This is a genomic window from Pseudomonas urmiensis (assembly GCF_014268815.2).
In the GTDB taxonomy this organism is placed as follows: domain Bacteria; phylum Pseudomonadota; class Gammaproteobacteria; order Pseudomonadales; family Pseudomonadaceae; genus Aquipseudomonas; species Aquipseudomonas urmiensis.
Genome location: NZ_JABWRE020000001.1, coordinates 21199 through 47096 on the forward strand (window position 1 = coordinate 21199; position 25898 = coordinate 47096).

27 protein-coding genes and 1 pseudogene are annotated in these 25898 nt (G+C 62.5%); 11 read left to right on the forward strand and 17 right to left on the reverse strand.

Annotated elements, in window-relative coordinates; genetic code table 11:
- Window positions 1-13 precede the first annotated feature (13 nt).
- The 7 genes from HU737_RS00075 to HU737_RS00105 form a co-directional block, all read right to left on the reverse strand.
- On the reverse strand, window positions 14-358 hold the full coding sequence (locus HU737_RS00075) for a cupin domain-containing protein (RefSeq protein WP_003251579.1): 345 nt from the start codon (window positions 356-358) through the stop codon (window positions 14-16).
- A gap of 110 nt (window positions 359-468) precedes the next feature.
- Entirely contained in the window at window positions 469-1401 is a 933-nt protein-coding gene (locus HU737_RS00080) for a phosphatidate cytidylyltransferase (protein ID WP_186554284.1), read from the reverse strand.
- A gap of 1 nt (window position 1402) precedes the next feature.
- Window positions 1403-2026, reverse strand: coding sequence for a lysophospholipid acyltransferase family protein (locus HU737_RS00085; protein WP_186554283.1), 624 nt, complete (start codon window positions 2024-2026; stop codon window positions 1403-1405).
- Window positions 2027-2036: 10 nt separating this feature from the next.
- Complete coding sequence (locus tag HU737_RS00090) at window positions 2037-2468, reverse strand: hypothetical protein (RefSeq protein WP_186554282.1); 432 nt, start codon at window positions 2466-2468, stop codon at window positions 2037-2039.
- Entirely contained in the window at window positions 2465-3889 is a 1425-nt protein-coding gene (locus tag HU737_RS00095) for a dual specificity protein phosphatase family protein (RefSeq protein WP_186554281.1), read from the reverse strand. The genes HU737_RS00090 and HU737_RS00095 overlap by 4 nt, the downstream gene beginning before the upstream one ends.
- Window positions 3886-5643, reverse strand: a complete 1758-nt coding sequence (locus tag HU737_RS00100; RefSeq protein WP_186554280.1) for a bifunctional alpha/beta hydrolase/class I SAM-dependent methyltransferase — start codon at window positions 5641-5643, stop codon at window positions 3886-3888. Before HU737_RS00100 ends, HU737_RS00095 begins: the two co-directional genes overlap by 4 nt.
- 43 nt (window positions 5644-5686) lie before the next feature.
- Window positions 5687-6292: a CDP-alcohol phosphatidyltransferase family protein gene (locus tag HU737_RS00105; protein WP_186554279.1), complete on the reverse strand. Its 606-nt coding sequence runs from the start codon at window positions 6290-6292 to the stop codon at window positions 5687-5689.
- A 224-nt stretch (window positions 6293-6516) separates the two neighbouring features.
- On the opposite strand from HU737_RS00105, the gene HU737_RS00110 reads away from it, so the two are divergent.
- Window positions 6517-6699: a type II toxin-antitoxin system HicA family toxin gene (locus HU737_RS00110; protein WP_186554278.1), complete on the forward strand. Its 183-nt coding sequence runs from the start codon at window positions 6517-6519 to the stop codon at window positions 6697-6699.
- A 46-nt stretch (window positions 6700-6745) separates the two neighbouring features.
- On the forward strand, window positions 6746-7153 hold the full coding sequence (locus HU737_RS00115) for a type II toxin-antitoxin system HicB family antitoxin (protein ID WP_186554277.1): 408 nt from the start codon (window positions 6746-6748) through the stop codon (window positions 7151-7153).
- Between the two features lie 22 nt (window positions 7154-7175).
- Here the strand turns inward: HU737_RS00115 and HU737_RS00120 are convergent, their stop codons facing one another.
- Window positions 7176-8060 carry a LysR substrate-binding domain-containing protein gene (locus HU737_RS00120; RefSeq protein ID WP_186554276.1) on the reverse strand — a complete coding sequence of 295 codons (885 nt, stop codon included), beginning with the start codon at window positions 8058-8060 and terminating at the stop codon, window positions 7176-7178.
- Window positions 8061-8137: 77 nt separating this feature from the next.
- Between HU737_RS00120 and HU737_RS00125 the strand changes: the two genes are divergently transcribed.
- Window positions 8138-8902 carry a sulfite exporter TauE/SafE family protein gene (locus HU737_RS00125; RefSeq protein ID WP_186554275.1) on the forward strand — a complete coding sequence of 255 codons (765 nt, stop codon included), beginning with the start codon at window positions 8138-8140 and terminating at the stop codon, window positions 8900-8902.
- On the opposite strand, the gene HU737_RS00130 is transcribed toward HU737_RS00125, so the two are convergent.
- Window positions 8892-9206, reverse strand: a complete 315-nt coding sequence (locus tag HU737_RS00130; protein ID WP_186554274.1) for a putative quinol monooxygenase — start codon at window positions 9204-9206, stop codon at window positions 8892-8894. The genes HU737_RS00125 and HU737_RS00130 overlap by 11 nt on opposite strands.
- A 179-nt stretch (window positions 9207-9385) precedes the next feature.
- Here HU737_RS00130 and mdaB point away from each other — a divergent pair, with 179 nt between their 5' ends.
- From mdaB to ggt, 3 genes are all read left to right on the forward strand, one after another.
- Entirely contained in the window at window positions 9386-9976 is a 591-nt protein-coding gene (gene mdaB / locus HU737_RS00135; protein WP_186554273.1) for an NADPH:quinone oxidoreductase MdaB, read from the forward strand.
- 100 nt (window positions 9977-10076) lie between these two features.
- The gene (locus HU737_RS00140) at window positions 10077-10979 is read left to right on the forward strand and encodes a LysR family transcriptional regulator (RefSeq protein WP_186554272.1); all 903 of its coding nucleotides are present in this window, start codon (window positions 10077-10079) and stop codon (window positions 10977-10979) included.
- Between the two features lie 129 nt (window positions 10980-11108).
- Entirely contained in the window at window positions 11109-12776 is a 1668-nt protein-coding gene (ggt, locus tag HU737_RS00145) for a gamma-glutamyltransferase (protein ID WP_186554271.1), read from the forward strand.
- Between the two features lie 98 nt (window positions 12777-12874).
- Here ggt and HU737_RS26475 read toward each other — a convergent pair whose 3' ends face one another.
- The 3 genes and pseudogenes from HU737_RS26475 to ypfJ all read right to left on the reverse strand — a co-directional run bounded on the left by HU737_RS26475 (window position 12875) and on the right by ypfJ (window position 15891).
- Window positions 12875-13738 (reverse strand): methyl-accepting chemotaxis protein, encoded by an 864-nt coding sequence (locus HU737_RS26475; protein ID WP_372353301.1) that lies wholly within the window; start codon window positions 13736-13738, stop codon window positions 12875-12877.
- A pseudogene (locus HU737_RS26480) lies at window positions 13730-14794 on the reverse strand (methyl-accepting chemotaxis protein); the annotation flags it as partial. The pseudogene HU737_RS26480 and the gene HU737_RS26475, both read right to left, overlap by 9 nt.
- Window positions 14795-14997: 203 nt before the next feature.
- Window positions 14998-15891: a KPN_02809 family neutral zinc metallopeptidase gene (gene ypfJ / locus HU737_RS00155; RefSeq protein WP_186554269.1), complete on the reverse strand. Its 894-nt coding sequence runs from the start codon at window positions 15889-15891 to the stop codon at window positions 14998-15000.
- 198 nt (window positions 15892-16089) lie between these two features.
- Here ypfJ and pcaH point away from each other — a divergent pair, with 198 nt between their 5' ends.
- Window positions 16090-16809 carry a protocatechuate 3,4-dioxygenase subunit beta gene (gene pcaH / locus HU737_RS00160; protein ID WP_186554268.1) on the forward strand — a complete coding sequence of 240 codons (720 nt, stop codon included), beginning with the start codon at window positions 16090-16092 and terminating at the stop codon, window positions 16807-16809.
- 11 nt (window positions 16810-16820) lie between these two features.
- Window positions 16821-17426: a protocatechuate 3,4-dioxygenase subunit alpha gene (gene pcaG, locus HU737_RS00165; protein WP_186554267.1), complete on the forward strand. Its 606-nt coding sequence runs from the start codon at window positions 16821-16823 to the stop codon at window positions 17424-17426.
- Window positions 17427-17503: 77 nt separating this feature from the next.
- Here pcaG and HU737_RS00170 read toward each other — a convergent pair whose 3' ends face one another.
- The 5 genes from HU737_RS00170 to HU737_RS00190 form a co-directional block, all read right to left on the reverse strand.
- The gene (locus HU737_RS00170; protein WP_186554266.1) at window positions 17504-17941 is read right to left on the reverse strand and encodes a cupin domain-containing protein; all 438 of its coding nucleotides are present in this window, start codon (window positions 17939-17941) and stop codon (window positions 17504-17506) included.
- Between the two features lie 103 nt (window positions 17942-18044).
- Window positions 18045-18950 carry a LysR family transcriptional regulator gene (locus HU737_RS00175; protein WP_186554265.1) on the reverse strand — a complete coding sequence of 302 codons (906 nt, stop codon included), beginning with the start codon at window positions 18948-18950 and terminating at the stop codon, window positions 18045-18047.
- A 59-nt stretch (window positions 18951-19009) separates the two neighbouring features.
- Entirely contained in the window at window positions 19010-20095 is a 1086-nt protein-coding gene (gene trmA / locus HU737_RS00180; RefSeq protein ID WP_186554264.1) for a tRNA (uridine(54)-C5)-methyltransferase TrmA, read from the reverse strand.
- Window positions 20092-21387 (reverse strand): NCS2 family permease, encoded by a 1296-nt coding sequence (locus tag HU737_RS00185; protein WP_186554263.1) that lies wholly within the window; start codon window positions 21385-21387, stop codon window positions 20092-20094. Before HU737_RS00185 ends, trmA begins: the two co-directional genes overlap by 4 nt.
- Window positions 21388-21600: 213 nt before the next feature.
- Entirely contained in the window at window positions 21601-22821 is a 1221-nt protein-coding gene (locus tag HU737_RS00190) for an MFS transporter (protein ID WP_186554262.1), read from the reverse strand.
- Between the two features lie 417 nt (window positions 22822-23238).
- Between HU737_RS00190 and HU737_RS00195 the strand changes: the two genes are divergently transcribed.
- Genes HU737_RS00195 through HU737_RS00205 form a run of 3 tightly spaced genes read left to right on the forward strand, consistent with a single transcriptional unit; the run spans window position 23239 to window position 25861 of the window.
- Window positions 23239-24681, forward strand: coding sequence for a cytochrome ubiquinol oxidase subunit I (locus HU737_RS00195; RefSeq protein WP_186554261.1), 1443 nt, complete (start codon window positions 23239-23241; stop codon window positions 24679-24681).
- A 3-nt stretch (window positions 24682-24684) separates the two neighbouring features.
- Window positions 24685-25692: a cytochrome d ubiquinol oxidase subunit II gene (gene cydB / locus HU737_RS00200; protein ID WP_186554260.1), complete on the forward strand. Its 1008-nt coding sequence runs from the start codon at window positions 24685-24687 to the stop codon at window positions 25690-25692.
- Between the two features lie 13 nt (window positions 25693-25705).
- On the forward strand, window positions 25706-25861 hold the full coding sequence (locus HU737_RS00205) for a DUF2474 domain-containing protein (protein WP_186554259.1): 156 nt from the start codon (window positions 25706-25708) through the stop codon (window positions 25859-25861).
- Window positions 25862-25898: the final 37 nt, after the last annotated feature.

Genomic DNA, 25898 nt, shown 5'->3' on the forward strand with positions numbered 1-25898 from the left:
TTGGGAGCGCTAATCAGGCGAAGACGAAGTATTTGCGTACCGTCTCGACCACTTCCCAGGTGCCCTTCATCCCGGGTTCGATGACAAAGACATCACCCGCTTTCAGGTGCTTTGGCTCTTCACCTTCGGGGGTGATGATGCAGTAGCCGTCGAGGAAGTGGCAGAACTCCCATTTGTCGTAATTGACCTCGAACTTGCCTGGGGTGCAGATCCAGGTGCCCATGATCTTGCTGCCGTCAGCCGACAGGTAGGCGTTGAGGTTGACGGTGTGCGGATCGCCGCCAATGCGCTTCCACTTGGTGGCGTCGACCACCGGAGTCGGGCAGGTTTCGCGCAGGACGGTGATGAAATCGGACATGGCAGGTTTCCTGTTGGTGGGTTCGAAGACTCATCACCATAGGGCTATCGACCTCGGCCCAGTTGCCTGGGCTCGACGTCCACCTGCCTGGTCGCGCTATGCCCGGCTGATCAGGCCCACCAGTAGCGCACGAAGTGAAAGAACACCGGCGCTGCGAAGCACACTGAATCCATCCGGTCGAGCATGCCGCCATGGCCTTCGATCATGTGGCCCCAGTCTTTGACCCCGCGATCACGCTTGATCGCCGACATCACCAGGCCGCCGAAGAAACCCATGGCATTGACCGTCAGTGCCATCAGCGCCGCCTGCCAGAAGCTGAACGGGGTGATCCAGCACAGCGCCGCGCCGACCAGGGTGGCCAGGGCCACGCCGCCGAGCAGGCCTTCGAGGGTCTTGGACGGCGACAGGTTGGGCGCCACCTTGCGCTTGCCGAACAATTTGCCGCACACGTACTGCAGCACGTCGCTGATCTGCACCACCAGGATCAGCCAGGCGATTAGCAGCAGGTTGCGGCCCTCGAAACCGGGAATATCCAGGGTCAACAGCGCAGGCACCGAGGACAAGCAATAGACCGCGATCATCAGGCCCCACTGCACCTTCGAGGCGCGCTCGAGAAAGCGCGTGGTATCACCGCCGAAGCTGGCCAGGATCGGCAGGAACAGGAACAGATAGACCGGAATGAAAATGCTGAACAGCCCATACCAGTCCATCGCGATCAGCAGGTACTGCACCGGCAGTGCCACGTAGAACGCCGCCACCAAGGCCGGGTAGTCGCCGCGTCGGGTCGGGGTCAGGGTCATGAACTCGCGCAGCGCATAGAACGACACGCAGTAGAACAGCACGATGACGCCGTACTTGCCGAACAGGAAGGCGATGCCGATCACCAGCACCATCACCCACCAGGCGTTGATCCGCGCGTTGAGGTTGTCGATGACTGCGTGCGGCGCCGGGCCCGCGCGCCACTTGAGCAGGCGGCCGATGACGCTGGCGAGCAGCAGCAGGGCGCCGATACCGGCGAACAGGGCATAGGTGTTGTGGTCCATCTCAGGCTTCCTTGGGGGCCAGGTTCAGCAGAGCCTGGCGGGCCCGCTCGAGAAATGCGTGCTTGCCTTCAGCGGCGTCCAGGTGCAGTGGCTCGCCAAAGCTCAGGGTGCACAACAGTGGCAGCGGCAGGGCGCGGCCCTTGGGCATGACTCGGTTGAGGTTGGCGATCCACACCGGCACCAGTTCGATACTCGGATTGCCAGCGGCGAGGTGGAACAGGCCGCTTTTGAACGGCAGCAACGGCTCATCAGTGAGGTTGCGCGTGCCCTCGGGGAAGAAGATCAGCGAATCACCGGCGGCCAGGGCGTCCAGCACCGGCTGCAAGGGATTGTCGTGCGGCTCGCTCTGCTGGCGATCGATCAGCACGCCATTGAACACCTTGCGAATGACGAAATCGCGCAGCCCAGGCTTGGCCCAGTAGTCGGCGCCAGCCACCGGCCGGGTTCGCTGGCGCAAAGGGGCTGGCAGCGAAGCCCACAGCAGGACGAAGTCGCCATGGCTGCTGTGGTTGGCGAAGTACAGGCGCTGCACCGGTTGTGGTGTGCAGCCCAGCCACAGGGCGCGGGCGCCCGTGATCAGGCGGGCGGCGGAGGTGATGGCAAAGGCAGTCAGGGCGGCGAGCATGGCACGGTTCTTATCCGATAAATGGGAGTGTCAGCAGGGTAGTCAGTACTAGCGCGACCTGCAGGCCCAGGCACAGCGCCTGACGGCGCAACAGGGCGAGCGCGGCCTGGCTGCGACTGGGCCAGTCGCGCGGGTCGCTGGCGTTAGCTTTCAAGTTGAGGTCGAACAGGGCGCGGTCGAGTTGTTGGGTGGCCGTCGTCAGGTCGGTGCTGTTGGCGAGGTAAGCGAATAGCTCGGCGTCCAGTGCTACACGGATCGCCCAGTACTTGTGCAGCAGGCCCAGGCAAACCAGCAGGATGCACAGCGCACTGGCCAGTGCCGGCAACGCCAGCCCCAGCAGCGGCGCCAGGGCATAGGCCAAGGCCAGCAGGCTGATGCCGTCAGCGACGCGCTCCAACTGCTGACCGCGGGCGAGCAGGGTGGCGACCAGATGCAGGTTCATGCTTGGGCTCCTAGCTGTTGCAACGCCAAGCGATGGCCGGGGTGCAACACCACGCCTGGGCGGGCCTGGCGGATGCGCGCTTCAGCCTCGCTGATATCCGCGCAGCGGCCGCTGTGCAGTAACCAGGCGGCCACGGCGCTGGCGCTGCGTGAATAGCCCAAGGCGCAGCAGACCAGTACGGGGCCCCGATGATGGAGCTGCTCGATGGTCTCGGCGGCCTTTCGCAGAAGGGCGGCGTCGGGGATGACCAAATCCAGGGTAGGCAAGCTCTTGTAGCTCGGCTGAGAGGTCGTTGTTGCCTGTGCCGGTACCTTCGCGGGCAAGCGCGCTCCCACAGGGGCCGCCGCATCCACCGAGATCTCTGTGGGAGCGGGCTTGCCCGCGAAGGGGCCGGCACAGGCAACTACAGCTCTGCAGGGTAGCTCTGCACACAGATCCACAATCGCTACAAACTCATTGGCCTCACCCCGCCCCGGAATGCGCCCCAGGTAAACCCCGTCACACACCTCATCGGCCTGCGGATGGCGCCGAGTCCACAGCCTGCAGTTGAGCCACGCCCCCAACAGATAGGGCGCCAGCAACCAACCCGCTGCTACCGACAGCCGCCCATCGGCGCCTTTCTGAAATCCGTCAGCACCCAGCAGCGCGTAGTTCAAGGCCACCAGCAACAGCGATACGGCCGGCCATAGCAACCACAGCCAAGCACCGCCCATCGCCAACCCTGGCCAAGCGCACAGCGCCGCGCCCAGGGCATAGCGCAAGGCCAGCCGCCAGCGTTTGCGATCGCCTGCAAGGCGGGCTTGCCGCAGCGGTAATCTGCCCTCGCCGGGCCACAACCAGACGCATAGAACACCAACCAATGCCCCTGTGGGTAAGTCGATGAAGTGGTGCTGCCAGGTAGTCAGCACCGATACCCCGATCAGCCCCATCCAGCCATGCAGCACGATGCGCCCGATAGGATGGCGTACATGCCGGGCAAACATCGTCCAGATGATCACCAGCAGCGCGATGTGCAACGAGGGCGCTTGGTTGAAGGGTTTGTCGAAGCCCATCAGCACATCGAACAGCCAGCCAAACAGGCCGCCCAACTCCGGACGCTCGAAGGTGAAACGCAGCGGCCAGAGCAGGAAACTCGCGACGCAGATCAGCTGCGCGGTGAGCAGCGCCAGGGCATGCCGGTCCATTTCGCGGCGACTGCGCGGCAACAAAAACGACAGCCCGTAAAGCAGGTCGATCGACCAATAGGGAATGATCGTCCACGGCCACAATGGCATCTGCGTTTCCCAGGCGAACACCAGGCTGCCGACATCGTCTCGGCTTGCGGTGTAGGTGTTGGCCAGGCCATAGCTGAGGAAGAAAAACGGGCCGAGCAGCAACAGCCACAACACGCCACGGCGGATCAGCCCAGGCTCACGACTCATCCATTGACCCGCTGCGCCAGGCTGACACTGAAGATGCCCCACTCATCGATGCGCTGGGTGATCTTGCGAAAACCTGCCGCCGCCACCAATTGGTCCATCTCCGCCTGGCTGCGCCGGCGCATCACCCACGCCTGGCCGCCTCGGTGGCTGGTCAGGGCGCGGGCGATCATCTCCAGTTGCGGGTGCCAGGGTTGCCCGGTGTAGACCAGATAACCGCCCGGCTCGACCGCATCGGCCAGGCCTGACAGGGAGTTGCCAACTAGCTGGTTGCTGGCGAACAGCTCATACAGCCCGGACACCACCGCCAACGTCGGGCGAGGGTCGAGCGCCGCCAGGCTCTGGCGGTCGAAGGCATCGCCCTGGACAAAACGAGCAATCTCGCCGAGGCCTTTTTCGGCGATCAATGCCGTGCCTTGCTCGACATTCAGCTTGCTGTAGTCACGCAGCAGGATCGAGTCTGGCAGTTGCTCCAGCTCCTGCAGGGCTTCGAGGATGTAGCGACCATGGCCGGCGGCGATGTCGACGATGTTCACCGGCTTACCCTGTTCATGCAGGTGGCCGATGGCTTGGCGCAGCAGCTCTTCGACATGCAGCTTGCGTTGGCGAATGCCACGCCAGCCGATGGCATCGAGGTAGTTACGATCGATCAGTTCGCCGAGCTTGCCCTTGCCGGTGGCTTGGTTGCGGTAGACGTAATCAAGCGTGCTGCCGGAGTCGAAGCCTGTGTCGAAACCCAGCTTCACCCCTTCGGACAAGCCCTGACCTAGACGCAGGCCAGCGCGGGTGGCGCGCCAGTACAGATCGCGAGGCGAGTTGCGCGGCAATGGCGCCGCCAGGCTTTCGGCTTCGGCGCAGCTGGCGCCGGTCTTGTCGGCATCGAGCAACGAGGGCGCCGCCACTGGCGAGGCAAAGCAGTGCTCGACGAAGCGGCTGATCCGCGCCAGGGCATGGGCGCGATCCCGCTCGCCGAGGGTGTCATGGAAAAAGCCGGGCAGCACATGCAGCTCTTTACGCGCGCTGCCCAGGCGTTGGAAGAACAGCTCTTGAGGCTTGCGCTCAACCACCAGATCAGCGCCGGAGACCAGCAGCTGGGTCGGTAGCTGGATCGCCTGGGCGTCGGCCACCACGCGGTCGGCCGCCTCATAGAGACCCAGCAGCATGGTCACTGAGATCGGCCGGCTGATCAGTGGGTCGGCCACATACGAGGCGACTCGCTCCGGGTCGTGGGTGAGCAGGCGTGGCTTGACGTAGCTGTTGACGAAGAAGTTGCCGCGCAGCGCTTTCAGCAGTTTCAGGCCAGGCCGGGCGAAGGGCACGTAGAGCTTGACCTTGAACGCTGGCGAGGCGAGCACCAGGCAGCGGACCTTGGGTGCGTAGTCGTGGGCCCAGGTGGCGATCAGGACTGCCCCGACACTCTGCGCCAGCACCACCATGTCTTGCTCTTCGATGCCGTGGCTGGCGTGAATATGCTCGATGAAGGTCTGCACGTCGCGCACGCTGCAGGCAAAGCCCGGGCTGTCGCCACGCGCCCCGGGCGACTGGCCATGGCCACGGGCGTCCCAGGCGAAGAAGTCGTAGCCCGGCATGTCCAGCTCATCGACCAGGTGGGCCAGGCGCCCACCGTGTTCGTGGCCGCGATGGAACATCACCACGGCGCGTCGTGGCTGATGCTCGTTACGCGTGGCGGGCCAGTAACGGTAATGCAGCTCGACGCCGTCATGGGTAGTGAAGTGCAGCGATTGCGCTTGGCGCATGGCGAAAATCCTTGTCCGGCAGCAATGAGGGCAGCGAGGGGGCTCAGCGGGCTTCAGCCAACCCGCGACGTACCCGGTTGTAGAGGGTATAGAGCGACAGCAGCGCAATGACCAGCAGCAGGCCGTTGATCCAGGTCGGGCTGAGCAGGCCGAAGGCCACCCCAGCACCCAAAACGCCGAAGGCAAACGCCCGATCGCTCTTGCCCATCGGCCCGTCATAGCGCCGCGAAGCGCCGGCCAGCGGCCCCATCACCCCGGCGTATTCGCAGATCAGCGCGCTGATCACCACCAGCACCACCAGGGTTGGCGACACGCCAGCCAACAGCGCGAAGGGCAGGTACAGGGCGGCATCGGCGATCACGTCGCTGAGCTCGTTGAGGTAGGCGCCGAGCTTGGATTGCTGGCCGAACTCACGGGCGAGCATGCCGTCCACGGCGTTCAGTGCCATGCGCAGCAGCATCCATAGCGGAATCAGGACGAATAACCAGGTGACGTGCGCGAGCCAGGCCAACAGCACGCCCAGCAACACTGAAACCACTGCAGCACAGACGGTGACCTGGTTGGCAGTGACGCCGCGCTCGTACAGGCGCTGCACCGAAGGGCGCAGCAAGGCCTGAAAGCGCGGTTTTAGTTGATAGATGGAGGGCACTTGAAATTCCTTTTCGGGGTGCTCATCGAAGACGAAGCAGTAGGGATTGTGAGAAATCGGCCTATTAACAGCAAGTTTGATTTTTCTTACAAGCCCTGAGGTATAGATCTATGCGTAATGCCGAGCCCGCCGCTCGTCGTCTTGAGTATGCATGGTGTGTACTGCGCTTTGTTCTTGTTAATTTAGGTGTGTACCATACACACTAACTGCCCAAGGAAGAATCAATGCGCAGTAGGGATGTGATCGAACTTATTGAGGCGCACGGGTGGTATCAGGTCGAGGTGAAGGGCAGTCATCATCAATTCAGACACCCCGTGAAGCGAGGCAGGGTTACGGTTCCCCATCCTAAAAGTGAGCTACCCAAAGGCACAGTGCACAGCATCTTGAAACAAGCAGGTTTGAAGTAGGGGCAGGCCCAAGGTCTGCAGGCTCGAAAATTTACGGAGAGGCGCAATGAAATTTCCGGTTGTGATGCACAAAGACGTTGAGTCGGACTACGGTGTGATCGTGCCCGATGTACCTGGCTGTTTTTCAGCAGGTGCGAGCGTTGCACAAGCGCTGGAGAATGTTCAGGAGGCCCTCGCACTGCATTTTGAAGGGCTGGTGGCCGATGGGGAGGCATTGCCGCAAGCGCAGGAAATCGATGTACATGTCGCAAATCCAGATTATGCCGGCGGGGTGTGGGCGGTAGTGGATTTCGATGTCACACCGTATCTCGGTAGGGCTGTACGGTTTAACGCCACGTTGCCGGAAAACCTCTTGCAGCGTATTGATGAGAAAGTAAAACGTGATCATCGCTATGCTTCACGTTCTGGCTTTTTGGCTTCGGCCGCATTGCGCGAGCTGGCACTGGCCCATTGATTTGCAACGATTGCAACGCTGCTTACCGCTTCACCAGGCGTTCAACCAGCTTTGTGGCAAACCCCGGTAAGGCAGCGAAATCTCGCGCGCACAGCTGCAACCGGCGATTGGCCCAATCTTCGCCTAGCGCCACCCAGCGAAGTGGCAATACGGCCTCCCAGCGGCGCACCGAAGCCAGCGGTACCACGCTCACCCCTGCGCCCCCAGCGACCATGCGAATGACCCCGTCGAAGCCCTCGGCGCGGACGCGTACCTGCATGCGCAGGCCCTGACGCAGGGCCTGCTCCTCCAGGTGCAAGGCCAACGCGCTTTGGCTGCCAAGGGCCACATAGCCGTGGGCGAGGCTGTCGCTGAAGCTGGGGGCGTGCTGCTCGGCCAGGGGATGTCCGAGTGGCATGATCAACACCAGCGGGTCGTCGCGAAAAGGGCGGGTTTGCAGATGCGCGCAGGGCGCGGCGGTGGAGATGATACCCAGCTCGGCCATGCCCTGAGTGATCGCCTGGACGATGCGCAGGCTAGGCAGCTCCTGGACGTCGACACTGACAGCGGGGCAGTCCACCAGGTAGGCGGCGAGCAGTTCGGGCAGGTACTCGGTGAGCGCTGCGGTATTGCACAGCAGGCGCACCTGGCCTTGCTGGCCGTGAGCGTATTGCGCCAGGTCGTACTGCAGGCGCTCGACCTGCTGGGCGATCAGCCGCGCATGCTGGAACAAGGCCTGGCCCGCTGGGGTCGCTTGCACGCCACGGCGGTTGCGCTCCAGCAGCGCGATACCGAGCGACGCCTCCATCGCTCGAATGCGCGCGCTGGCCGCAGGCAGCGACAGGTGGCTGCGCTGCGCGCCAGCGGTGATATTGCCGCACTCCAAGGTGTGCTGGAACAGCTTGAGGTCAGTCAGATCGAAATGCATGTGCCTCTGTCCTGGCAAGAGCCTGGCTGAGTATATGGCAGATTTTCAGGCACTGGCCGCCGCGGCAGTATTCGCCCATGGATACTTTGCTCGCGTTCTACAACGACATAGGCCCGGCACTGTCGCTACTGGTGCTGGTGACTTTTCTTCTGGCTGGTACGGTGAAGGGCGTGATCGGCCTTGGCCTGCCAACGGTCGCCATGGGCCTTTTGGGTCTGGCTATGCCGCCGGCGCAGGCTGCGGCGCTGTTGATCGTGCCGTCGACCTTGACCAATCTCTGGCAGCTGGCAACCGGCGGGCACCTGCGGGCGCTATCACGGCGGCTGGCGGGCATGCTGCTGATGATCGTGCTGGGCACGCTGCTGGGCAGTGTCTGGTTGGGCATAAACAGTGGGCCGTGGGCGGCGCATGCCTTGGGTGGGGCGCTACTGGTGTATGCGCTGTATGGCCTGGTAGGGCCGGGCTTTCGCATCGCAGCGCCACGTGAGCGCTGGCTGGGGCCATTGTGTGGGTTGCTGACCGGTGTGCTGACGGCCGCCACCGGCGTCTTCGTCATGCCCGCAGTACCGTATCTGCAAGGCCTGGGCTTGTCGCGAGAAGAAATGATCCAGGCCCTGGGCCTGTCGTTCAGCGTCTCGACCCTCGCCCTGGCAGTGGGCCTGAGCGGACAGGATGCCCTGGGTGGGCAGGCGTTGGGCGCTTCGCTGGTGATGCTGGCGCCCGCCTTGCTGGGTATGTTCGCTGGCCAGTGGCTGCGCCAGCGGATCAGCGCCCAGCTATTCAGGCGCTGTTTTTTCATTGGCCTGTCAGTGCTGGGCGGGCATCTGCTGGTTAACGGCTAGCCGACGACGGGCTGAGCATTTCGATCATTTGGATATCGAAGTCGCGCTCCAGGTAGTCCATGCGCTGGGCGAAGAACTGCTGCATGTGCGGCAGGGCCGAGTGCACATCCAGCGCAGCCTTGTCGGCCCACACCTCGAAGAACACGAACAGGCTCGGGTCTTGCTGGTCACGCAGCATGTGGTACTCGATGCAACCAGGCTCCTGGCGGCTCGGTTCGACATAGCCACGGAACAGTTGCTCGAAGGCTTCGGCCTTCTCTGGGCGGGTCTTGGCTTTGAGGATAAAGGCGTATTGCTCACTCATGGGTTGGGCCTCTGAAGGAAGTGGTACGCCGATTTTAAAGCAACAATCAGAGTTCAATTTGTGAATTGCAGGCAAATGTATTTTGCTCCGCCCCTGCTGTTTCCCCCGCTCGCGAGCCTCTAATCTGCCGTCATCCCATTCGGTCCCCGGATCGAGCCAGACACATTTAGAGGCCCACCATGAAAAAGATTCTCCTGCTCAATGGCGGTAAACGCTTTGCCCATTCCGATGGCCGTCTGAACGAAACCCTGCACGACCTGGCGCTGGCCTACCTGGACCGCGCCGGTTACGACGTCAAGCAGACCTTCATCGATGGCGGCTATGACATCCAGGAAGAAGTCGAGAAGTACCTGTGGGCCGATGTGGTGATCTATCAGATGCCAGGCTGGTGGATGGGCGCGCCGTTTACCGTCAAGCAGTACATCGATGAGGTGTTCACCGCAGGTCACGGCAGCCTGTACGCCAGTGATGGCCGCACCCGCTCCGATGCTTCGCAAAAGTACGGCAGTGGTGGTCTGATCCACGGCAAGCAGTACATGCTCTCGGTCACCTGGAACGCTCCGCAGCAGGCTTTTGACGATCCGAGCGACTTCTTCGAAGGCAAGGGCGTGGATGCGGTGTACTTCCCGTTCCACAAGGCCAACCAGTTCCTCGGCATGACCGGCCTGCCGACCTTCCTGGCAGTGGATGTGATGAAACGTCCCGATGTGCCGGCGACCATGGCAGCCTACGAGGCGCATCTGGCCAAGGTGTTCGGCAAGGCCAACTGATGCGCTGATTGCTGAGGGGGCTGCACGGGCCTTCAGATCGCTTGCAGGGGGAGGCTCAACCGGCTATCTATCATCGCGTCATTCAAGTGCAGGCCGCCAAGTGAAAACCCGTTCAGAAGAACTCCAGGTATTCGTCACCGTCATCGATTGTGGTTCGATCTCCGCCGCCGCCGAGCAGATGGGCCAGACGCCGTCGGCGGTCAGTCGCACCCTGTCGCGCCTGGAAGGCAAACTTGGCACCACCTTGGTCAACCGCACCACCCGGCGCATGGACCTGACCGAAGAGGGCCGTTTCTTCCTCGAACGCTCGCGGACCATCCTCGAGCAGATGGACGAGATGGAAGAGCGCCTGTCGATGAACCGGCAAACCCCCTCGGGCCGGCTACGCATCAATGCCGCAGCACCGTTCATGCTGCATGCCATCGTGCCGTGGATCGGCGAGTTCCGTGAGCAGTACCCGGGTATTGAGCTTGAGTTGAATACCGACGATTTGATCATCGACCTGCTGGAGCAAAGCACCGACGTGGCCATTCGCATTGGCGAGCTGGCCGACTCCAGCCTGCATGCACGCTCGCTCGGCTGCAGCCCGATGCAGATCCTGGCAAGCCCGGCGTATCTCGAGCGCCATGGCACGCCGCTCAAGGTCGAGGATCTGCACCAGCATTGCCTGCTCGGCTTCAGCCAGCCTGAGGTGCTCAATCAATGGCCGCTACGCCATGCCGAAGGCGATCGCTGGACGATCCGCCCCAGCCTGATCGCCTCCAGTGGGGAGACCCTGCGCCAGCTGGCGCTATCAGGCAATGGCATCGTCAGCCTGTCGCACTTCATGACCCATGAAGACATCCGCGCCGGGCGCTTGCAGGTGCTGCTGAACGAGGCCAACAACGGCTATCGCCAGCCGATCCACGCGGTGTACTACCGCAACACCCAGCTGGCGCTGCGCATTCAGTGCTTCCTCGACTTCATCCAGCACAAGCTGGCGGGGTACGCCTGCTCTGCGTAATGGAAAAAACAGTGTTCTGAACGCGACAGTTTTGGCTGATTGGCGTCGTAATGCTCCTGGGTTGTTTGCTTAGTCGAAACGCTTCGGCCTTAATGACTGATCAACAAAAACAACACCAAGGAAGCGCACATGCGTCTTGTCATGTTCCAGTCCATGGCCCTCGGGGCCGCGATCCTGAGCTGTTCGTCGGCCTTCGCCGTCACCCTGGAGGGCGGCGCGGTGGCTGCCCCCGATCAATATGGCGCACAGGTGGCCGCCGATATCCTGAAAAAAGGCGGTAACGCCGTGGATGCCGCGGTAGCCACGGCCTTTACCCTGGCGGTGACCTACCCCGAGGCCGGCAACATCGGCGGCGGTGGCTTCATGACCCTGTTCGTCGATGGCAAACCGTACTTCCTCGACTACCGCGAAGTGGCGCCCAAGGCGGCGACACGCAACATGTACCTGGACGACAAGGGCGAGGTGATCGAAAACCTCAGCCTGGTCGGCGCCCGCGCAGCTGGCGTGCCCGGCACGGTGATGGGCCTGTGGGAAGCGCATCAGAAGTTCGGCAAGCTCAAGTGGAGCGAACTGCTCACCCCCGCCATCGGTTATGCCCAAAACGGCTTCAAGATCGCCCAGAAGCAGTACCAGTACCGCGACGATGCCCAGGGCATGTTCAAGACCGCGACCAACTTCAATGACTATTTCGGCAACATGAAGGTCGGCGAGCTGTTCAAGCAGCCAGAACTGGCACAGACCCTCGAACGCATCGCCGATAAGGGCGTCAGCGAGTTCTACCAAGGCAAGACCGCCGACCTGCTGGTGGCGCAGATGCAGGCCGACAAGGGCCTGATCACCAAGGACGATTTGAAGGACTACAAGGCGCTGTGGCGCGATCCAATGGCCATCGACTGGCGCGGTAATGTGGTCTATACCGCACCGCCGCCAAGCTCTGGCGGCGTAGCCCTGGCCCAACTGCTGGGGATCAAGGAAAACCGCGCCGCCGATTTCAAGGGCGTGGAGCAGAACTCGGCGCGCTACATCCACTTGCTGGCCGAGATCGAGAAGCGCGTCTTCGCCGACCGCGCCGACTACCTGGGCGACCCGGCCTTTACCAAGGTGCCAGTGGACAAGCTGATCGCCAAGGACTACCTGGCCAAGCGCGCCGAACAGGTCAACCCCACTGCCATATCGGCGACCGACAAGGTGCGTCCAGGGCTGGAGCCGCACCAGACCACCCACTTCTCGATCGTCGATAAACAGGGCAACGCGGTGAGCAACACCTACACCCTCAACCTCGACTACGGCAGCGGTGTAGTGGTCAAGGGGGCAGGCTTTCTACTCAACGACGAGATGGACGACTTCAGCGCCAAGCCGGGTGCAGCCAATGCCTTTGGCGTGGTCGGCGGCGAGGCCAACGCGATCGCTCCGGGCAAACGCATGCTGTCGTCGATGAGCCCAAGCCTGGTGACGCGCGACGGCAAGGTGACCCTGGTGATCGGCACCCCGGGGGGATCGCGGATCTTTACCTCGATCTTCCAAGTGATGAACAACCTGTATGACTACAACATGCCGCTGGACAAGGCCGTGGCCGCGCAGCGCGTGCATCACCAGTTGCTGCCCAAGGACACTATCTACTTCGACAGCTACGCGCCGCTCACTGGTGCGGTGGCTGAGGAGCTGAAGAAGATGGGCTATGTGCTGGAGGATCAGGGCTGGGAAATGGGCGATATCCAGGCGATCCGGGTGACGGGCGAGAAGATCGAGACCGCTTCGGATCCGCGTGGGCGCGGCGAGGGTCGGGTGGTCAAATAGAGCCCTTTAGGCAGGGCTGACGCTATCGCGGGACAAGCCCCCACCTACAGGGTCACACGACCCTGTAGGTGCGGGCTTGTCCCGCGATGGGTTCGACGTCAGACGCGGAACTGGCTGACCAGCATCTGCAAGTGACCGCCCAGACGCGCCAGCTCAACGCTGGAGGCCGCGGTTTCATCACTGGCCGAAGCGGTCTGTTCCGACACATCGCGCACGTTGAGAATGCTGCGGCTGATCTCTTCAGCCACGGCGCTCTGCTGCTCGGCAGCGGCGGCGATCTGTTGGTTCATCGACTGGATGTTCGACACCGTGCGCGTGATGTTCTCCAACGAACCACCGGCTTTGCGCGCCAACTCGACACTGCTTTCAGTCAGGTTGCGGCTGCCGAGCATGGCATTGGCCACCTGCTGGGTGCCGTTCTGTAGGCTGGCGACCAGCTCCTCGATCTCTTCGGTAGACTTCTGGGTGCGCTGCGCCAGGCCGCGCACTTCGTCCGCGACCACGGCAAAACCACGACCCGCCTCACCCGCGCGTGCTGCCTCGATGGCCGCGTTGAGGGCGAGCAGGTTGGTCTGCTCGGCGACCGACTTGATCACGTCCATGACGCTGCCGATCTTCTGGCTTTCCTGCTGCAGCAGGTTCATCGCTTCGGTGGAGCGGTGCACTTCTTCGGCCAGGCGCTCGATCTGGCTGATGGCTTCGCCCACCACCCGATCGCCCGCGCGCGCTTCGTCGTCGGCACCGGTGGCGGCGTGCGAGGCTTGCTCGGCGTTACGTGCCACTTCCTGCACGGTCGCGGCCATTTCATGCATGGCGGTTGCTACCTGGTCGGTTTCGACTTTCTGGCTGTTGGCGCCGGCGCTGGTCTGCTCGGTCACCGCCGACAGCTCTTCAGCGGCGCTGGCAATCTGGGTAACGCCATCGCGAATACCACCGATCAGCTCGCGCAGCGTGGTGCCCATGCGGCCGATGCTCTGTTGCAGCACGCCCAGCTCGTCACGGCGGGTGACGCGCAGATCGTGGGTCAGGTCGCCACCGGCGATGCGCTCCACGGCTGCCATGGTCTCGCGCAGAGGGCGGGTGATCTGCCGGGTAATGATGACTGCTGCCAAGACACCCACCAGCAGCGCCAGCAAGGTGGCGATGATCTGCATGCTGCGGGCTTGGGCGCTTTCGATGTCGCGGCGCTCGATCTGGATCTTGTACAACGCGTCGCTGCGCTTGACGATGTCGGCACCCTGTACAGTCATTTCGGCACGCGCCACGGCGATCGCGGCGACGGCGTCGCGGTACTCGCGCACAGCGGTCCGGTAGGCCTGCACACTGTCTTCGAACTGTTGCACGCGGGCGCTTTCGTTAGGCAGTTGGCGCTTGAGGTTGTCGACTTCTACCAGGGCCGCATCGAGCTGACGCAGGGCAGCCTGTTCGCTGGCGGCATCGCTGTCGGCAATGTAGCCGCGCACGTCTACTCGGACCTGGGCCAGTTGCTGGCGGGTTTTGCTGATGACCTGGTACTGGGCAAAGCGCACGCTGTCGTTTTCACCTTGGGCGAGCACGTCACGGCTGATGCTTTCAAGGATTTCATCGGCCTTGCTTGCCGCCTTGTTCATGTTCTCGCGATTGGCCAGGGTGGTCTTGTAGCCAGCCCGCATCTTGCTCAGCGAGGTCTTGTAGTCGCTGATGATCGCGCCCAGCTCATTGAGCAGCTTGACGTTCTCGGGGCTCTTGAAGGTAGTCGCCAGGTGCTGCTGCTGGGCGCTGAAGGCATCCAGCTTGGCCTGGGTGTTGGCCGCAGCGGTATCGTCGCCGTTGGCGATCATGTACTGCAGGCGCGCCACGCGCAGGTCGGTCAGGTCTTTATTGAGCTGACCGATGTCGCCCATCCAGTTACTGCGGTCGATCAGGCTGCCCAGGCTGTTCCAGCCCGTCAGGGCCAAGAGGCCGGTCAGCAGCAAGACCAGGCCAAAGCCCAGTCCGAGTTTGAGGTTGACGCTGATGTTGGCAAACCAGCTGTTCATGCACGCTCTCCAGAAAATGATTTCGCTCACTTGATCTGAATCGCTGGGCGTTATTCTTCCTGAGTGCCCGCTGATTCGTGCAGGAGTTATCGGCAAGATTGGCTGGAGCTGAAACGCTTTTTCCGCAGAATTGTAACCCTATGAAAACGTTTGCGTTTTCATCGGCAACTTCGCGGGTTTTCCCGCGAAGCGGTGTGCAGGCGTTAGAGGCTACGCGCGGTAAAGGTATCGCAGCGGTTCACATCGCCATTGGCAAAGCCGGTCTTGAACCAGCGTACGCGCTGCGCCGAGGTGCCATGGGTGAAGGAGTCCGGCACCACGCGGCCTTGGCCCTGCTGTTGCAGGCGGTCATCGCCAATGGCATTGGCGGCGTTCAGCGCCTCTTCGATGTCGCCAGGTTCGAGCCAGTTCAAGCGCTTCTGCGCCTGGTAGGCCCACACCCCCGCCAGGCAGTCAGCTTGCAGCTCCTGGCGGACCAGCAAGCCATTGTCACCCTCCATTTTCTGTCCGCGCTGGCGCGCGGCCTGTACCTGCGAAGAGACGCCCAGCAGGGTCTGCACGTGGTGGCCGATCTCATGGGCAATCACATAGGCCTGGGCAAAATCACCGGCTGCGGCAAAGCGGCTTTCCATCTCGCGGAAGAAGCTCATGTCCAGGTATACCCGCTGATCGCCCGGGCAGTAGAACGGCCCGACTGCCGACGAGGCGAAGCCGCAGGCAGAATTGACCTGGCCGCTGAACAGCACCAGCTTGGGGTCGCGATACTGTTTGCCAGCCTGGGCAAACAGCGCCTTCCAGGTGTCTTCGGTGTCGCCCAGGATCGAGGCGACGAACTCGGCCTGCTCATCATTGGCCGGCGGCGCCTTGCCTTCCACACCAGCCGGGGCGGTCTGGGTTTGTTGTTGGTCCATCTGTCCGGCGATCTGGCCGAGGATCTGCAACGGGTCTTGTCCAGTCAGCCAGCCGATACCGACAATCAGCAAGATCGCGCCGAGGCCAAGCCCTTTACCGCCACCAAAGCGCATACCGCCGCCACCACCGCCTTCGCCGCGGGCATCGACCACGTTGTCGCTACGCCGGCCTTTTCGCCATTCCATGAAGTGTGCTCCAGCTTGAAACATGAGGTTAAAGATTAGTTCAGGGGACGGCGCTCTGACAGCTAATGCTGCATCCATAACCAAATGGTTATGTTATGGGCCGTTGATTTCAATATTCATCCCCCGCGACCTGCCGGAAACTGCAAGTCCGCCTGCCACGCACAGGCGCTCGCACAAGTCCAATAAGAGGAAAACGGCATGCCCGCCCAGGACACCAGCCGCTTCGTGATCCGTGATCGCAACTGGCACCCAAAAGCCTTTACGCCTGACTACAAGACCTCGATTGCCCGTTCCCCGCGCCAGGCGCTGGTGAGCATCCCGCAGTCGATCAGCGAGACCACCGGTCCCGACTTCTCTCATCTGCGCTTTGGTCAACACGACAACGACCTGCTGCTGAACTTCGACAACGGTGGCCTGCCAATCGGCGAGCGCATCATCGTGGCCGGCCGGGTCATCGACCAGTATGGCAAGCCCGTGCCCAACACCTTGGTGGAAATGTGGCAGGCCAACGCTGGCGGTCGCTATCGACACAAGAACGATCGCTACCTGGCCCCGCTGGACCCCAACTTCGGTGGCGTCGGCCGCGCCCTGACCGACAGCGACGGCTACTACAGCTTCCGTACCATCAAGCCCGGCCCGTACCCATGGCGCAACGGCCCGAATGACTGGCGCCCGGCGCACATTCACTTTTCGGTCAGTGGCCCGTCGATTTCGACCAAGTTGATCACCCAGCTGTATTTCGAAGGTGATCCGCTGATCCCGATGTGCCCGATCGTCAAATCCATCGCCAACCCGGCAGCGGTGCAGCAGTTGATCGCCAAGCTCGACATGAGCAACGCCAACCCGATGGATTGCCTGGCCTACCGCTTTGACATCGTCCTGCGCGGTCAGCGCCAGACCCACTTCGAAAACCGCTGAGGAGCGCCGACATGCCAATCGAACTGCTGCCGGAAACGCCCTCGCAGACTGCCGGCCCCTACGTACACATCGGCCTGGCCCTGGAAGCGGCCGGTAACCCGACCCGCCCAGAGGAAATCTGGAACCGCCTGGCCCGCCCTGAAGCGCCGGGCGAGCACATCCTGTTGATCGGCCAGGTGTATGACGGCAACGGCCATCTGGTGCGTGATTCGTTCCTGGAGATCTGGCAGGCCGATGCCGAGGGTCATTACCAGGACGAATACAACCTGGAGAACCCCTTCAACAGCTTTGGTCGAACCGCCACCACCTTCGACTCGGGTGACTGGACCTTGCACACGGTCAAGCCGGGCGTGGTCAACAACGCTGCAGGTGTGCCGATGGCGCCGCACATCAACATCAGCCTGTTTGCCCGGGGGATCAACATCCAGTTGCATACGCGGCTGTATTTCGATGACGAAGGCGAGGCTAACGCCAAGTGCCCGGTGCTGAATTTGATCGAACAGCCACAGCGACGTGAGACGTTGATTGCCAAGCGCTGTGAGGTTGATGGCAAGACGGCGTATCGCTTCGATATCCGTATTCAGGGGGAAGGGGAGACGGTGTTCTTCGATTTCTGATCCGCATTGGATCAGAGGGGGCCGCTGCGCTGTCCATCACAGCGCTTCGGCGCCCCGCCGCGTCAGAATCTGATGGTTCAACCCTTGACCGGATTGAGATCGAACGCATCCGCTTGGTACTGGAACAGCAGGCAATCGGCTGCGGCAGTACAACCACTCTCATGCACCAGATTGGCCGGCAGCTTGTAATACGAGCCAGCCGGATACTCGGTGCGCTTGCCATCGATCACCGCATAGAACGTCCCCTTCAGGACCACGGTCGGCAGCGTCTGACTGTGGGTGTGCAGACCGTTATCCACGCCTTTGTTGAATTTCACGAACGCAGAGTATGGGCCTTTGCCGAACAGATCGCCTTCGACGTTGGCGTAGCTGACTGCCCCTTTAGTGCCGTCGACGTCTTTCCAAGTCAGCGCAGCGCTGTTTGGTACCGAGATAAGTTTTTCCTCGGCTGCGTGAGCGGTGGTGACGAAGGTGGCAAGGGTCAGGCCAGCGAGAATGGCATGCAGTGCTTTCATGGTGGAGCTCCTACGCACATTGAATGAGAGGCGCAGGTTAATTGATCAGTAGTCGCACAAATACGGCGCCAGGCAGCCAGGATTTGTGCATTTATTGCACTGATTAATCAGCCCAACGTGCATGCGCGTAGTAGGCCTGCACGTAATCGAGAAATGCCCGAACCTTAGGCGCCAGGTAGCGGCTCTGCGGATACACCGCATACAGCGTGCGCGCCGGCAGTTGCCAGCCGTCCAGTACTGGCACCAGGCGACCGTCGCGCAGGGCATCGTGGACGATGAAGCGGTCGAAGCTGGCGATCCCCAGCCCACCAATTGCCGCCGCGCGCAGCGCCATGGGGGAGTTGGCGCTCAGCCGCCTGGGCATCAGCACTTCGCGTTGCTCGCCTTGTGGGTCACTTAGTTGCAGGCGCTGTGGGTGTGTCAGCCGGCTATAGCCCAGCAGTGGATGGTTGGCCAACTGCTCAGGTGAGGTCGGGCGGCCATGGCGCTCAAGGTAGCTTGGCGCTGCTACCAGTAGCACTTCACTCGCGGCCAGGCGTCGCGCCACCAGGCTTGAATCTGGCAGGTGATCGGTCACGCGCAGGCAGACATCGATCTCCTCTTCCAGAAGGTCGACGAAGCGGTCGGTGCAGTTGAGTTCGATCTGCAGGCGCTCATGGCGCTCGACGAAGTCGGGCAGCCAACGGCCCAGCTCCAGTTCACCAAAGGCCGTTGCAACGCTTAGGCGCAAGGTGCCGCTAGGTTGCTGCTGGTGCTCGGACAGCTCGAGGGTCATCGCCTGCATTTGTTCGAGGATCTGCACGCAGTGGCGATAGAACAGCGCCCCTGCTTCGGTCATCTGCAAGCGCCGGGTGGTGCGGTTGAGCAGTTGCGTGCCGAGTTGGCGCTCAAGGTTTTTCACCTGGCGCGACAGCACGGTATGGGACACCCCGGCCTGAACGGCGGCGGCACTGAAACTGCCGAGATCGACCACCCGGCGAAAGGTCTGCATGGCGCTTAGTTGATCCATCGGCACAGCACTCCTTGCAGCGTTCGCGGCGAGGCCATTGCGGCCTCGCCGGTTGCGGGTCAGCGCCGAACCAGCAACACCCCGCTTTCCATATGATGGGTATAGGGGAACTGGTCGAACAGCGCACAGCGTTCGATACGGTGGGTATCGTGCAGCTGGGCGATGTTCTGCGCCAGGGTTTGCGGGTTGCAAGAGATGTACAGGATGCGCTCGAAGCGACGGGTCAGCTCGCAGGTGTCCGGGTCCATGCCGGCGCGTGGCGGGTCGACGAACACCGTGCCGAAGTCGTAGCTTTTCAGCTCGATGCCTTCCAGGCGGCGGAACGGGCGGACCTCGTTCAGCGCCTGGGTCAGCTCTTCAGCCGACAAGCGCACCAGGCGCACGTTGTCCACGCCGTTCTCGTCGAGGTTATGCAGTGCGGCGTTGACCGAGGTCTTGCTGATTTCGGTGGCCAGCACCTTACGTGCGCGGGTGGCCAGGGGCAGGGTGAAGTTGCCATTGCCACAGTACAGCTCGAGCAGATCGTCGTCGCGCTCGCCCATGGCGTCGAAGGCCCAGTTGAGCATCTTCTGGTTCACTGCGCCGTTAGGCTGGGTGAACGCGCCTTCGGGTTGGCGGTAGCTGAAGGTGCGGCCAGCGACTTGCAATTGCTCGACCGCGTAGTCGCGGCCAATCACCAGGCGCTTGCCCTTGGAGCGGCCGATCAGGCTGACGCCGAGTTGTTCGGCAAGCACGCGGGCAGCGGTTTCCCAGGCCTCGTCGAGTGGACGGTGGTAGCACAGGGTGACCATCGCATCGCCTGCCAGGGTGGTCAGAAACTCCACCTGGAACAGCCGATTGCTCAGCGCCTCGCTGGCCTGCCAGGCCGCTTTCAGGCGCGGCATCAGCGCGTTGATGCGCTCACTGGCAATCGGGAAGTCGTCGATCAGGATCGCCTTGTGCTTCTCGCCTGGGGCGAACATCGCGTAGTGGCGCTGGCCTTCCTCACGCCACAGGCGGAACTCGGCACGCAGGCGATAGTGCTCGCGCGGCGAATCGAACACCGCAGGCTCTGGCGCATCGAACGGCGCCAGCAACTCTCGCAGGCGCTCGACCTTGGGCGTCAGCAGGCTTTCATAGGACGACGGATCGAAGACAGCACTCATGCGTTTAACCAGCCCAGCTTGATGACGAACAGGATGGAGAGGATCACCAATGCCGGGTTGAGCTCGTGGCGGCGGCCCGAGAGCAGTTTGATGGCGGTCCAGGTAATGAAGCCGAAGGCGATGCCGTTGGCGATCGAGTAGGTCAGCGGCATGGCCAGGGCAGTGACCATCACTGGCGCGGCTTCGGTGACGTCATCCCAGTTTATTTCCGCCAGCCCCGAGGCCATCAGCACGGCGACGAACAGCAGCGCCGGCGCAGTGGCGAAGGCCGGAACGCTGCCAGCCAGGGGCGCGAAGAACAGCGCCAGGAGGAACAGGATCGCGACCACGATGGCGGTCAGGCCAGTACGGCCACCGGCGCTCACGCCCGCAGCCGACTCGATGTAGCTGGTGGTGGTCGAGGTGCCAAGCAGCGAGCCGGCCATGGCCGCGGTGCTGTCGGCGATCAGGGCACGGCCCATCTTCGGCATGTGGCCGTCCTTGCCCATCAGGCCGGCGCGCTTGGCGACGGCGATCAGGGTGCCGGAGTTATCGAACAGGTCGACGAACAGGAAGGCGAAGATCACGCTGATCAGGCCCACATCGAGGGCGCCGGCGATGTCCAGTTGCAGGAAGGTCGGCGCCAGCGATGGCGGCATCGACACCACGCCGGCAAAGGGCGTCACGCCCATCAGGATCGAGGCCAGGGTGACCGCGAGAATGCCGATCAGCACCGCGCCGCGCACTTTCATTGCTTCCAGGGCGACGATCAGGAAGAAGCCCAGCGTTGCCAGCACGGGGGCCGGATTCTTCAGGTCGCCCAGACCCACCAAGGTAGCCGGGTTATCGACGACGATGCCTGCGTTATGCAGGGCGATCAGTGCCAGGAACAGGCCGATGCCGGCGGCGATCGCCGAGCGCAGCGGCAGCGGAATGCTGTTCACGATCCACTCACGGATGCGGAAGATCGACAGCAGGAAGAACAGCACCGCCGAGAGGAATACCGCACCCAGCGCCACTTGCCAGGTATGGCCCATGTGCAGCACGACGGTGTAGGTGAAGAAGGCGTTCAGGCCCATCCCCGGCGCCAGGGCGATCGGGTAGTTGGCGATCAGGCCCATGGTTGCCGAGCCGATCGCTGCGGCCAGGCAGGTGGCGACGAAGATCGCACCCTTGTCCATGCCGGTCTCGCCGAGGATGCTCGGGTTGACGAACAGAATGTAGGCCATGGCCAGGAAGGTAGTGACGCCCGCAAGAATCTCGGTGCGCACATTGGTGTTGTGTGCTTTTAGTTGAAACAGCCTTTCCAGCATGCCCGCTCCCCAAGGCGCCCCCAGGCGCCGTGAATATATCGACCCCATCAGCAAAGCACAGACCGTACCGGATGCCGTGGTTTATGTGGGGCGGAAAAAAGCCGCGCATCATACCAGCATGGATGGCGGGGGCCTATGGCCGTTGGCAGGTCACCTGGCGGACCGGCCGAGCAGCCCGCTCCCACACCTTTACTGGTTCTTTGCGCGAGCTGATCAGGAGTTGTGCAACCGATCCCGATTGGCCAGGGTCGGGAACAGTTTTATCCACACCCCGGTCACCAGCAATGTGCCCACCCCGCCAAGCACCACCGCCGGCACTGTGCCAAACCAGTGCGCAGTCACCCCAGATTCGAACTCGCCGAGCTGATTCGAGGCACCGATGAACAACCCGTTCACCGCGCTCACCCGCCCGCGCATCTCATCGGGCGTCTCCAACTGCACGAACGAACTGCGGATGACCATGCTGATCATGTCCGCCGCGCCCAGCACCACCAGCACCGCCAGCGAGAACCAGAACGAGGTCGACAAGCCAAAGGCAATGGTCGCCACGCCAAACACCCCGACCGCGGTGAACATGGTCCGGCCGACCTTGCGCTCGAACGGGAAGCGCGCCAGCCAGATCGACATCAGCAGCGCCCCCACCGCAGGTGCCGAGCGCAGCAGGCCCAGGCCCCATGGGCCGGTGAGCAGGATGTCCTTGGCGAACACTGGGAGCAGGGCGGTGGCGCCGCCGAGCAGTACCGCGAACAGGTCCAGGGAGATAGCGCCGAGGATGTCCGGGCGACTGCGAATGAAACGGATCCCGGCCAGCAGCGACTCGAGGCTGGCGCGGCCACGCTGAGGCAGCTGTTGGCGGGCGTCGAGGCTCAGGGTGAGCAGGCAGGCAATCGCATACAGCGCCACGGTCGGGCCGTATACCCAGATGCTGCCAAAGGCGTACAGCAAGCCGCCAACTGCCGGGGCGACGATGGTCGCTGCCTGTGTCGCCGAGGCCGAGGCGGCCACCGCCCGTGGAAACAGCCCCGGTGGCACGACATTGGGCAGCAGTGCCTGGGTCGCTGGCATTTCGAACGAGCGGGTCGCACCGAGCAGGAAGGCCAGGATGAAGATCATCTCGCGGCTGACGTTGTCAGTCGCGCTGCCCACCACCAGGGCCAGGGCGATCAGTGCTTGCAGGCTTTGGCACAGGGCGGCGACCCGGCGCCGATCGAAGCGGTCCGCCACATGGCCGGTGTGGAGCATGAACAGCACCCGTGGGGCGAACTCGACCAGGCCGACCAGACCCAGATCGAGCACGTTGCCGGTCAGTTGGTAGAGGTGCCAGCCGATGGCCACGGTGAGCATCTGAAAGCCGCTGGCGGTGAATACGCGGGCTAGCCAGAAGGCGAGGAAGGGGCGGTGTTGCCGGAGCAACAGCGGGGCGGAATCAGACATCGGGAAACCTGTGGCCTCGGCGATAGGGGAGGGCCAGAGCGTATCATCTGTTTGTAACAAATAGTTGCGGGGGTTGGATTAGAGGCGAGCTGAGTTTGCACATCTCATTGCGTCACGGCTTCAGCGTGCAGAAATGATCAGCCCAGCTCCCAACAGCTGCCTTGCCTATTCAACTAAAGGCGGGTGAGACAACGGGTCACGCGGCATTCAACCACACGGCTAGGGCGGCCATTCGGGGCTATGCTCACTGGCAACCGTTGACCTGGATCAATCGTTCCACAAGCAACGGTTTGGCCATCAGGCCTCAATCCCTGCGATCGAACAGAACAATTCCAACGCGCCGCACTCGATAACCGTGGGGGCAGTGGGCGACAGGGCCATGAGCCCGGACGCCGGATTATCTGAAGAGGAAGCACCATGTTCGGATTAGAAGCCCTAGAGCTCGCCCGAATCCAGTTTGCCTTTACCGTGTCCTTTCACATCTTGTTCCCAGCCATCACCATTGGCCTGGCGAGCTACCTGGCGGTTCTCGAAGGCCTTTGGCTGAGAACCCACGAGCAGGTCTACCGCGACCTCTATCACTTCTGGTCGAAGATCTTCGCCGTCAACTTCGGCATGGGGGTGGTCTCCGGTTTGGTCATGGCCTATCAGTTCGGCACCAACTGGAGCCGCTTCTCTGACTTCGCCGGGGCTGTTACCGGACCGTTGCTGACCTATGAAGTACTCACCGCGTTCTTCCTCGAGGCCGGTTTCCTCGGGGTCATGCTGTTCGGCTGGAACCGCGTCGGCCGGGGGCTGCACTTTTTCTCGACAGTGATGGTGGCCCTGGGCACCTTGGTTTCGACCTTTTGGATCCTGGCCTCGAACAGCTGGATGCAGACCCCGCAAGGCCACGAAATCATCGACGGTCGCGTGGTGCCGGTGGACTGGCTGGCAGTGATCTTCAACCCCTCGTTCCCCTATCGACTGATGCACATGGCCACCGCGGCCTTTGTCGCCACAGCGTTCTTCGTCGGCGCTTCGGCGGCCTGGCACTTGCTGCGCGGGCGTGACAACCCGGCGGTGCGCAAGATGCTCTCGATGGCCATGTGGATGGCGCTGATCGTCGCGCCGATCCAGGCGGTGATTGGCGACTTCCATGGTTTGAACACCTTGAAGCACCAGCCGGTGAAGATCGCCGCGATCGAAGGACACTGGGAGAACGTCCCCGGTGAGCCTACGCCGCTGATCCTGTTCGGTATCCCCGACATGCAGGCTGAAACGACCCGCTACAAGATCGAAATTCCGGCCCTGGGCAGCCTGATCCTGACCCACAGCCTGGATAAGCAAGTGCCGGCGATGAAAGAGTTCCCAGCCGAGGATCGACCCAATTCGACCATCGTGTTCTGGTCGTTCCGGGTCATGGTGGGCTTGGGCTTGCTGATGATCTTCGTGGGCCTGTGGAGCTTGTGGCTGCGTAAACGCGGCACCTTGTACAGCAGCAAACCCTTCCTCTACCTCACTCTGTGGATGGGGCCGTCCGGTCTGATTGCCATCCTGGCCGGTTGGTTCACCACCGAGATCGGCCGTCAGCCGTGGGTGGTCTACGGACTGATGCGCACCTCCGAAGGGGTGTCCAACCATAGCTACACCCAGCTCGGCGTGACCCTGGTGATCTTCGTGGTGGTCTACTTCGCCCTGTTCGGTACCGGCCTTGGCTACATGATGCGCCTGGTGCGCAAAGGCCCGCACACCGGCGAAGGCGATGCGCAGCCACCGGGCGGCCCTGGCCAGCAGCGCACACCCGCGCGGCCATTGTCTGCCGCCGACGATAGCGCCGACGCCAACACCGACGCCGTCCGCCTGAACAAGGAGAGCTGAGTCATGGGTATCGATCTTCCGCTGATCTGGGCTGTGATCATCATCTTCGGCGTCATGATGTACGTGGTGATGGACGGCTTCGACCTGGGCATCGGCATGCTCTTCCCGTTCGTCAAGGCCGAGCGTGACCGCGATGTGATGATGAACACCGTCGCCCCGGTATGGGACGGCAACGAAACCTGGCTGGTGCTGGGGGGCGCGGGCTTGTTCGGCGCCTTCCCGATGGCTTATGCGGTAGTGCTGGAAGCGTTGTACCTGCCGCTGATCCTGATGCTGGTGGGCTTGATCTTCCGTGGAGTGGCCTTCGAGTTTCGTTTCAAGGCCAAGGATGACAAGCGGCACCTGTGGGACAAGGCGTTCATTGGCGGCTCATTGGTGGCCACCTTCTTCCAGGGCGTCGCGCTAGGCGCGTTCATCGAAGGCTTCAAGGTGGTCGACCGCCATTACGCCGGCGGCTCGCTGGATTGGCTGACGCCATTCAGCCTGTATTCCGGGCTGGGTTTGATCGTCGCCTACACCTTGCTTGGCTGCACCTGGCTGATCATGAAAACCGAAGGCCCGCTGCAAAAGCAGATGCATGACCTGGCGCGCCCGCTGGCGCTGGTGCTGCTGGTGGTGATCGGTATTGTCAGCCTGTGGACGCCGCTGGCTTATCCACAGATCGCCGAGCGTTGGTTCAGCATGCCTAACTTGATCTGGTTCATGCCGGTGCCGATCCTGGTCCTGGTGACCTTCTACGGGCTGCTCAAGGCAGTGGCGCGCAATGCCAACTACACGCCATTCCTGTTGACCCTGGTGTTGATCTTCCTCGGTTACAGCGGGCTGGGCATCAGCTTGTGGCCGAACATCATCCCGCCCTCGATCTCGATCTGGGAAGCCGCCGCGCCGCCGCAGAGCCAGGGCTTCATGTTGGTGGGGACGCTGTTCATCCTGCCGTTCATCCTGGGTTACACCTTCTGGAGCTACTACGTGTTCCGCGGCAAGGTGACCCACGAAGATGGCTACCACTAGGGAGGGCTGCACGATGACGGGTAAACATGGCATCGAGGAGCAGAAGAGGCCGCTGTGGCAACGGCTGGGTTGGCTGGTGCTGATCTGGGCGGGCAGTGTGGCCGCGCTTGGGGTGGTGGCCTGGTTGATGCGGATGTTCATGGCCGCGGCAGGGTTGAGTACCCACTGAATGCAGGCCCTTGGGACCGCAACGCGGTCCCAAGGGC

Coding starts and splice junctions, on each gene's coding strand:
- HU737_RS00075 (WP_003251579.1), bottom strand. CDS start 358: ATGTCCGATTTCATCACCGTCCTGCGCGAAACCTGCCCGACTCCGGTG.
- HU737_RS00080 (WP_186554284.1), bottom strand. CDS start 1,401: ATGGACCACAACACCTATGCCCTGTTCGCCGGTATCGGCGCCCTGCTG.
- HU737_RS00085 (WP_186554283.1), bottom strand. CDS start 2,026: ATGCTCGCCGCCCTGACTGCCTTTGCCATCACCTCCGCCGCCCGCCTG.
- HU737_RS00090 (WP_186554282.1), bottom strand. CDS start 2,468: ATGAACCTGCATCTGGTCGCCACCCTGCTCGCCCGCGGTCAGCAGTTG.
- HU737_RS00095 (WP_186554281.1), bottom strand. CDS start 3,889: ATGAGTCGTGAGCCTGGGCTGATCCGCCGTGGCGTGTTGTGGCTGTTG.
- HU737_RS00100 (WP_186554280.1), bottom strand. CDS start 5,643: ATGCGCCAAGCGCAATCGCTGCACTTCACTACCCATGACGGCGTCGAG.
- HU737_RS00110 (WP_186554278.1), top strand. CDS start 6,517: ATGCGCAGTAGGGATGTGATCGAACTTATTGAGGCGCACGGGTGGTAT.
- HU737_RS00115 (WP_186554277.1), top strand. CDS start 6,746: ATGAAATTTCCGGTTGTGATGCACAAAGACGTTGAGTCGGACTACGGT.
- HU737_RS00120 (WP_186554276.1), bottom strand. CDS start 8,060: ATGCATTTCGATCTGACTGACCTCAAGCTGTTCCAGCACACCTTGGAG.
- HU737_RS00125 (WP_186554275.1), top strand. CDS start 8,138: ATGGATACTTTGCTCGCGTTCTACAACGACATAGGCCCGGCACTGTCG.
- HU737_RS00130 (WP_186554274.1), bottom strand. CDS start 9,206: ATGAGTGAGCAATACGCCTTTATCCTCAAAGCCAAGACCCGCCCAGAG.
- mdaB (WP_186554273.1), top strand. CDS start 9,386: ATGAAAAAGATTCTCCTGCTCAATGGCGGTAAACGCTTTGCCCATTCC.
- ggt (WP_186554271.1), top strand. CDS start 11,109: ATGCGTCTTGTCATGTTCCAGTCCATGGCCCTCGGGGCCGCGATCCTG.
- HU737_RS26475 (WP_372353301.1), bottom strand. CDS start 13,738: ATGGGCACCACGCTGCGCGAGCTGATCGGTGGTATTCGCGATGGCGTT.
- ypfJ (WP_186554269.1), bottom strand. CDS start 15,891: ATGGAATGGCGAAAAGGCCGGCGTAGCGACAACGTGGTCGATGCCCGC.
- pcaH (WP_186554268.1), top strand. CDS start 16,090: ATGCCCGCCCAGGACACCAGCCGCTTCGTGATCCGTGATCGCAACTGG.
- pcaG (WP_186554267.1), top strand. CDS start 16,821: ATGCCAATCGAACTGCTGCCGGAAACGCCCTCGCAGACTGCCGGCCCC.
- HU737_RS00170 (WP_186554266.1), bottom strand. CDS start 17,941: ATGAAAGCACTGCATGCCATTCTCGCTGGCCTGACCCTTGCCACCTTC.
- HU737_RS00175 (WP_186554265.1), bottom strand. CDS start 18,950: ATGGATCAACTAAGCGCCATGCAGACCTTTCGCCGGGTGGTCGATCTC.
- trmA (WP_186554264.1), bottom strand. CDS start 20,095: ATGAGTGCTGTCTTCGATCCGTCGTCCTATGAAAGCCTGCTGACGCCC.
- HU737_RS00185 (WP_186554263.1), bottom strand. CDS start 21,387: ATGCTGGAAAGGCTGTTTCAACTAAAAGCACACAACACCAATGTGCGC.
- HU737_RS00190 (WP_186554262.1), bottom strand. CDS start 22,821: ATGTCTGATTCCGCCCCGCTGTTGCTCCGGCAACACCGCCCCTTCCTC.
- HU737_RS00195 (WP_186554261.1), top strand. CDS start 23,239: ATGTTCGGATTAGAAGCCCTAGAGCTCGCCCGAATCCAGTTTGCCTTT.
- cydB (WP_186554260.1), top strand. CDS start 24,685: ATGGGTATCGATCTTCCGCTGATCTGGGCTGTGATCATCATCTTCGGC.
- HU737_RS00205 (WP_186554259.1), top strand. CDS start 25,706: ATGACGGGTAAACATGGCATCGAGGAGCAGAAGAGGCCGCTGTGGCAA.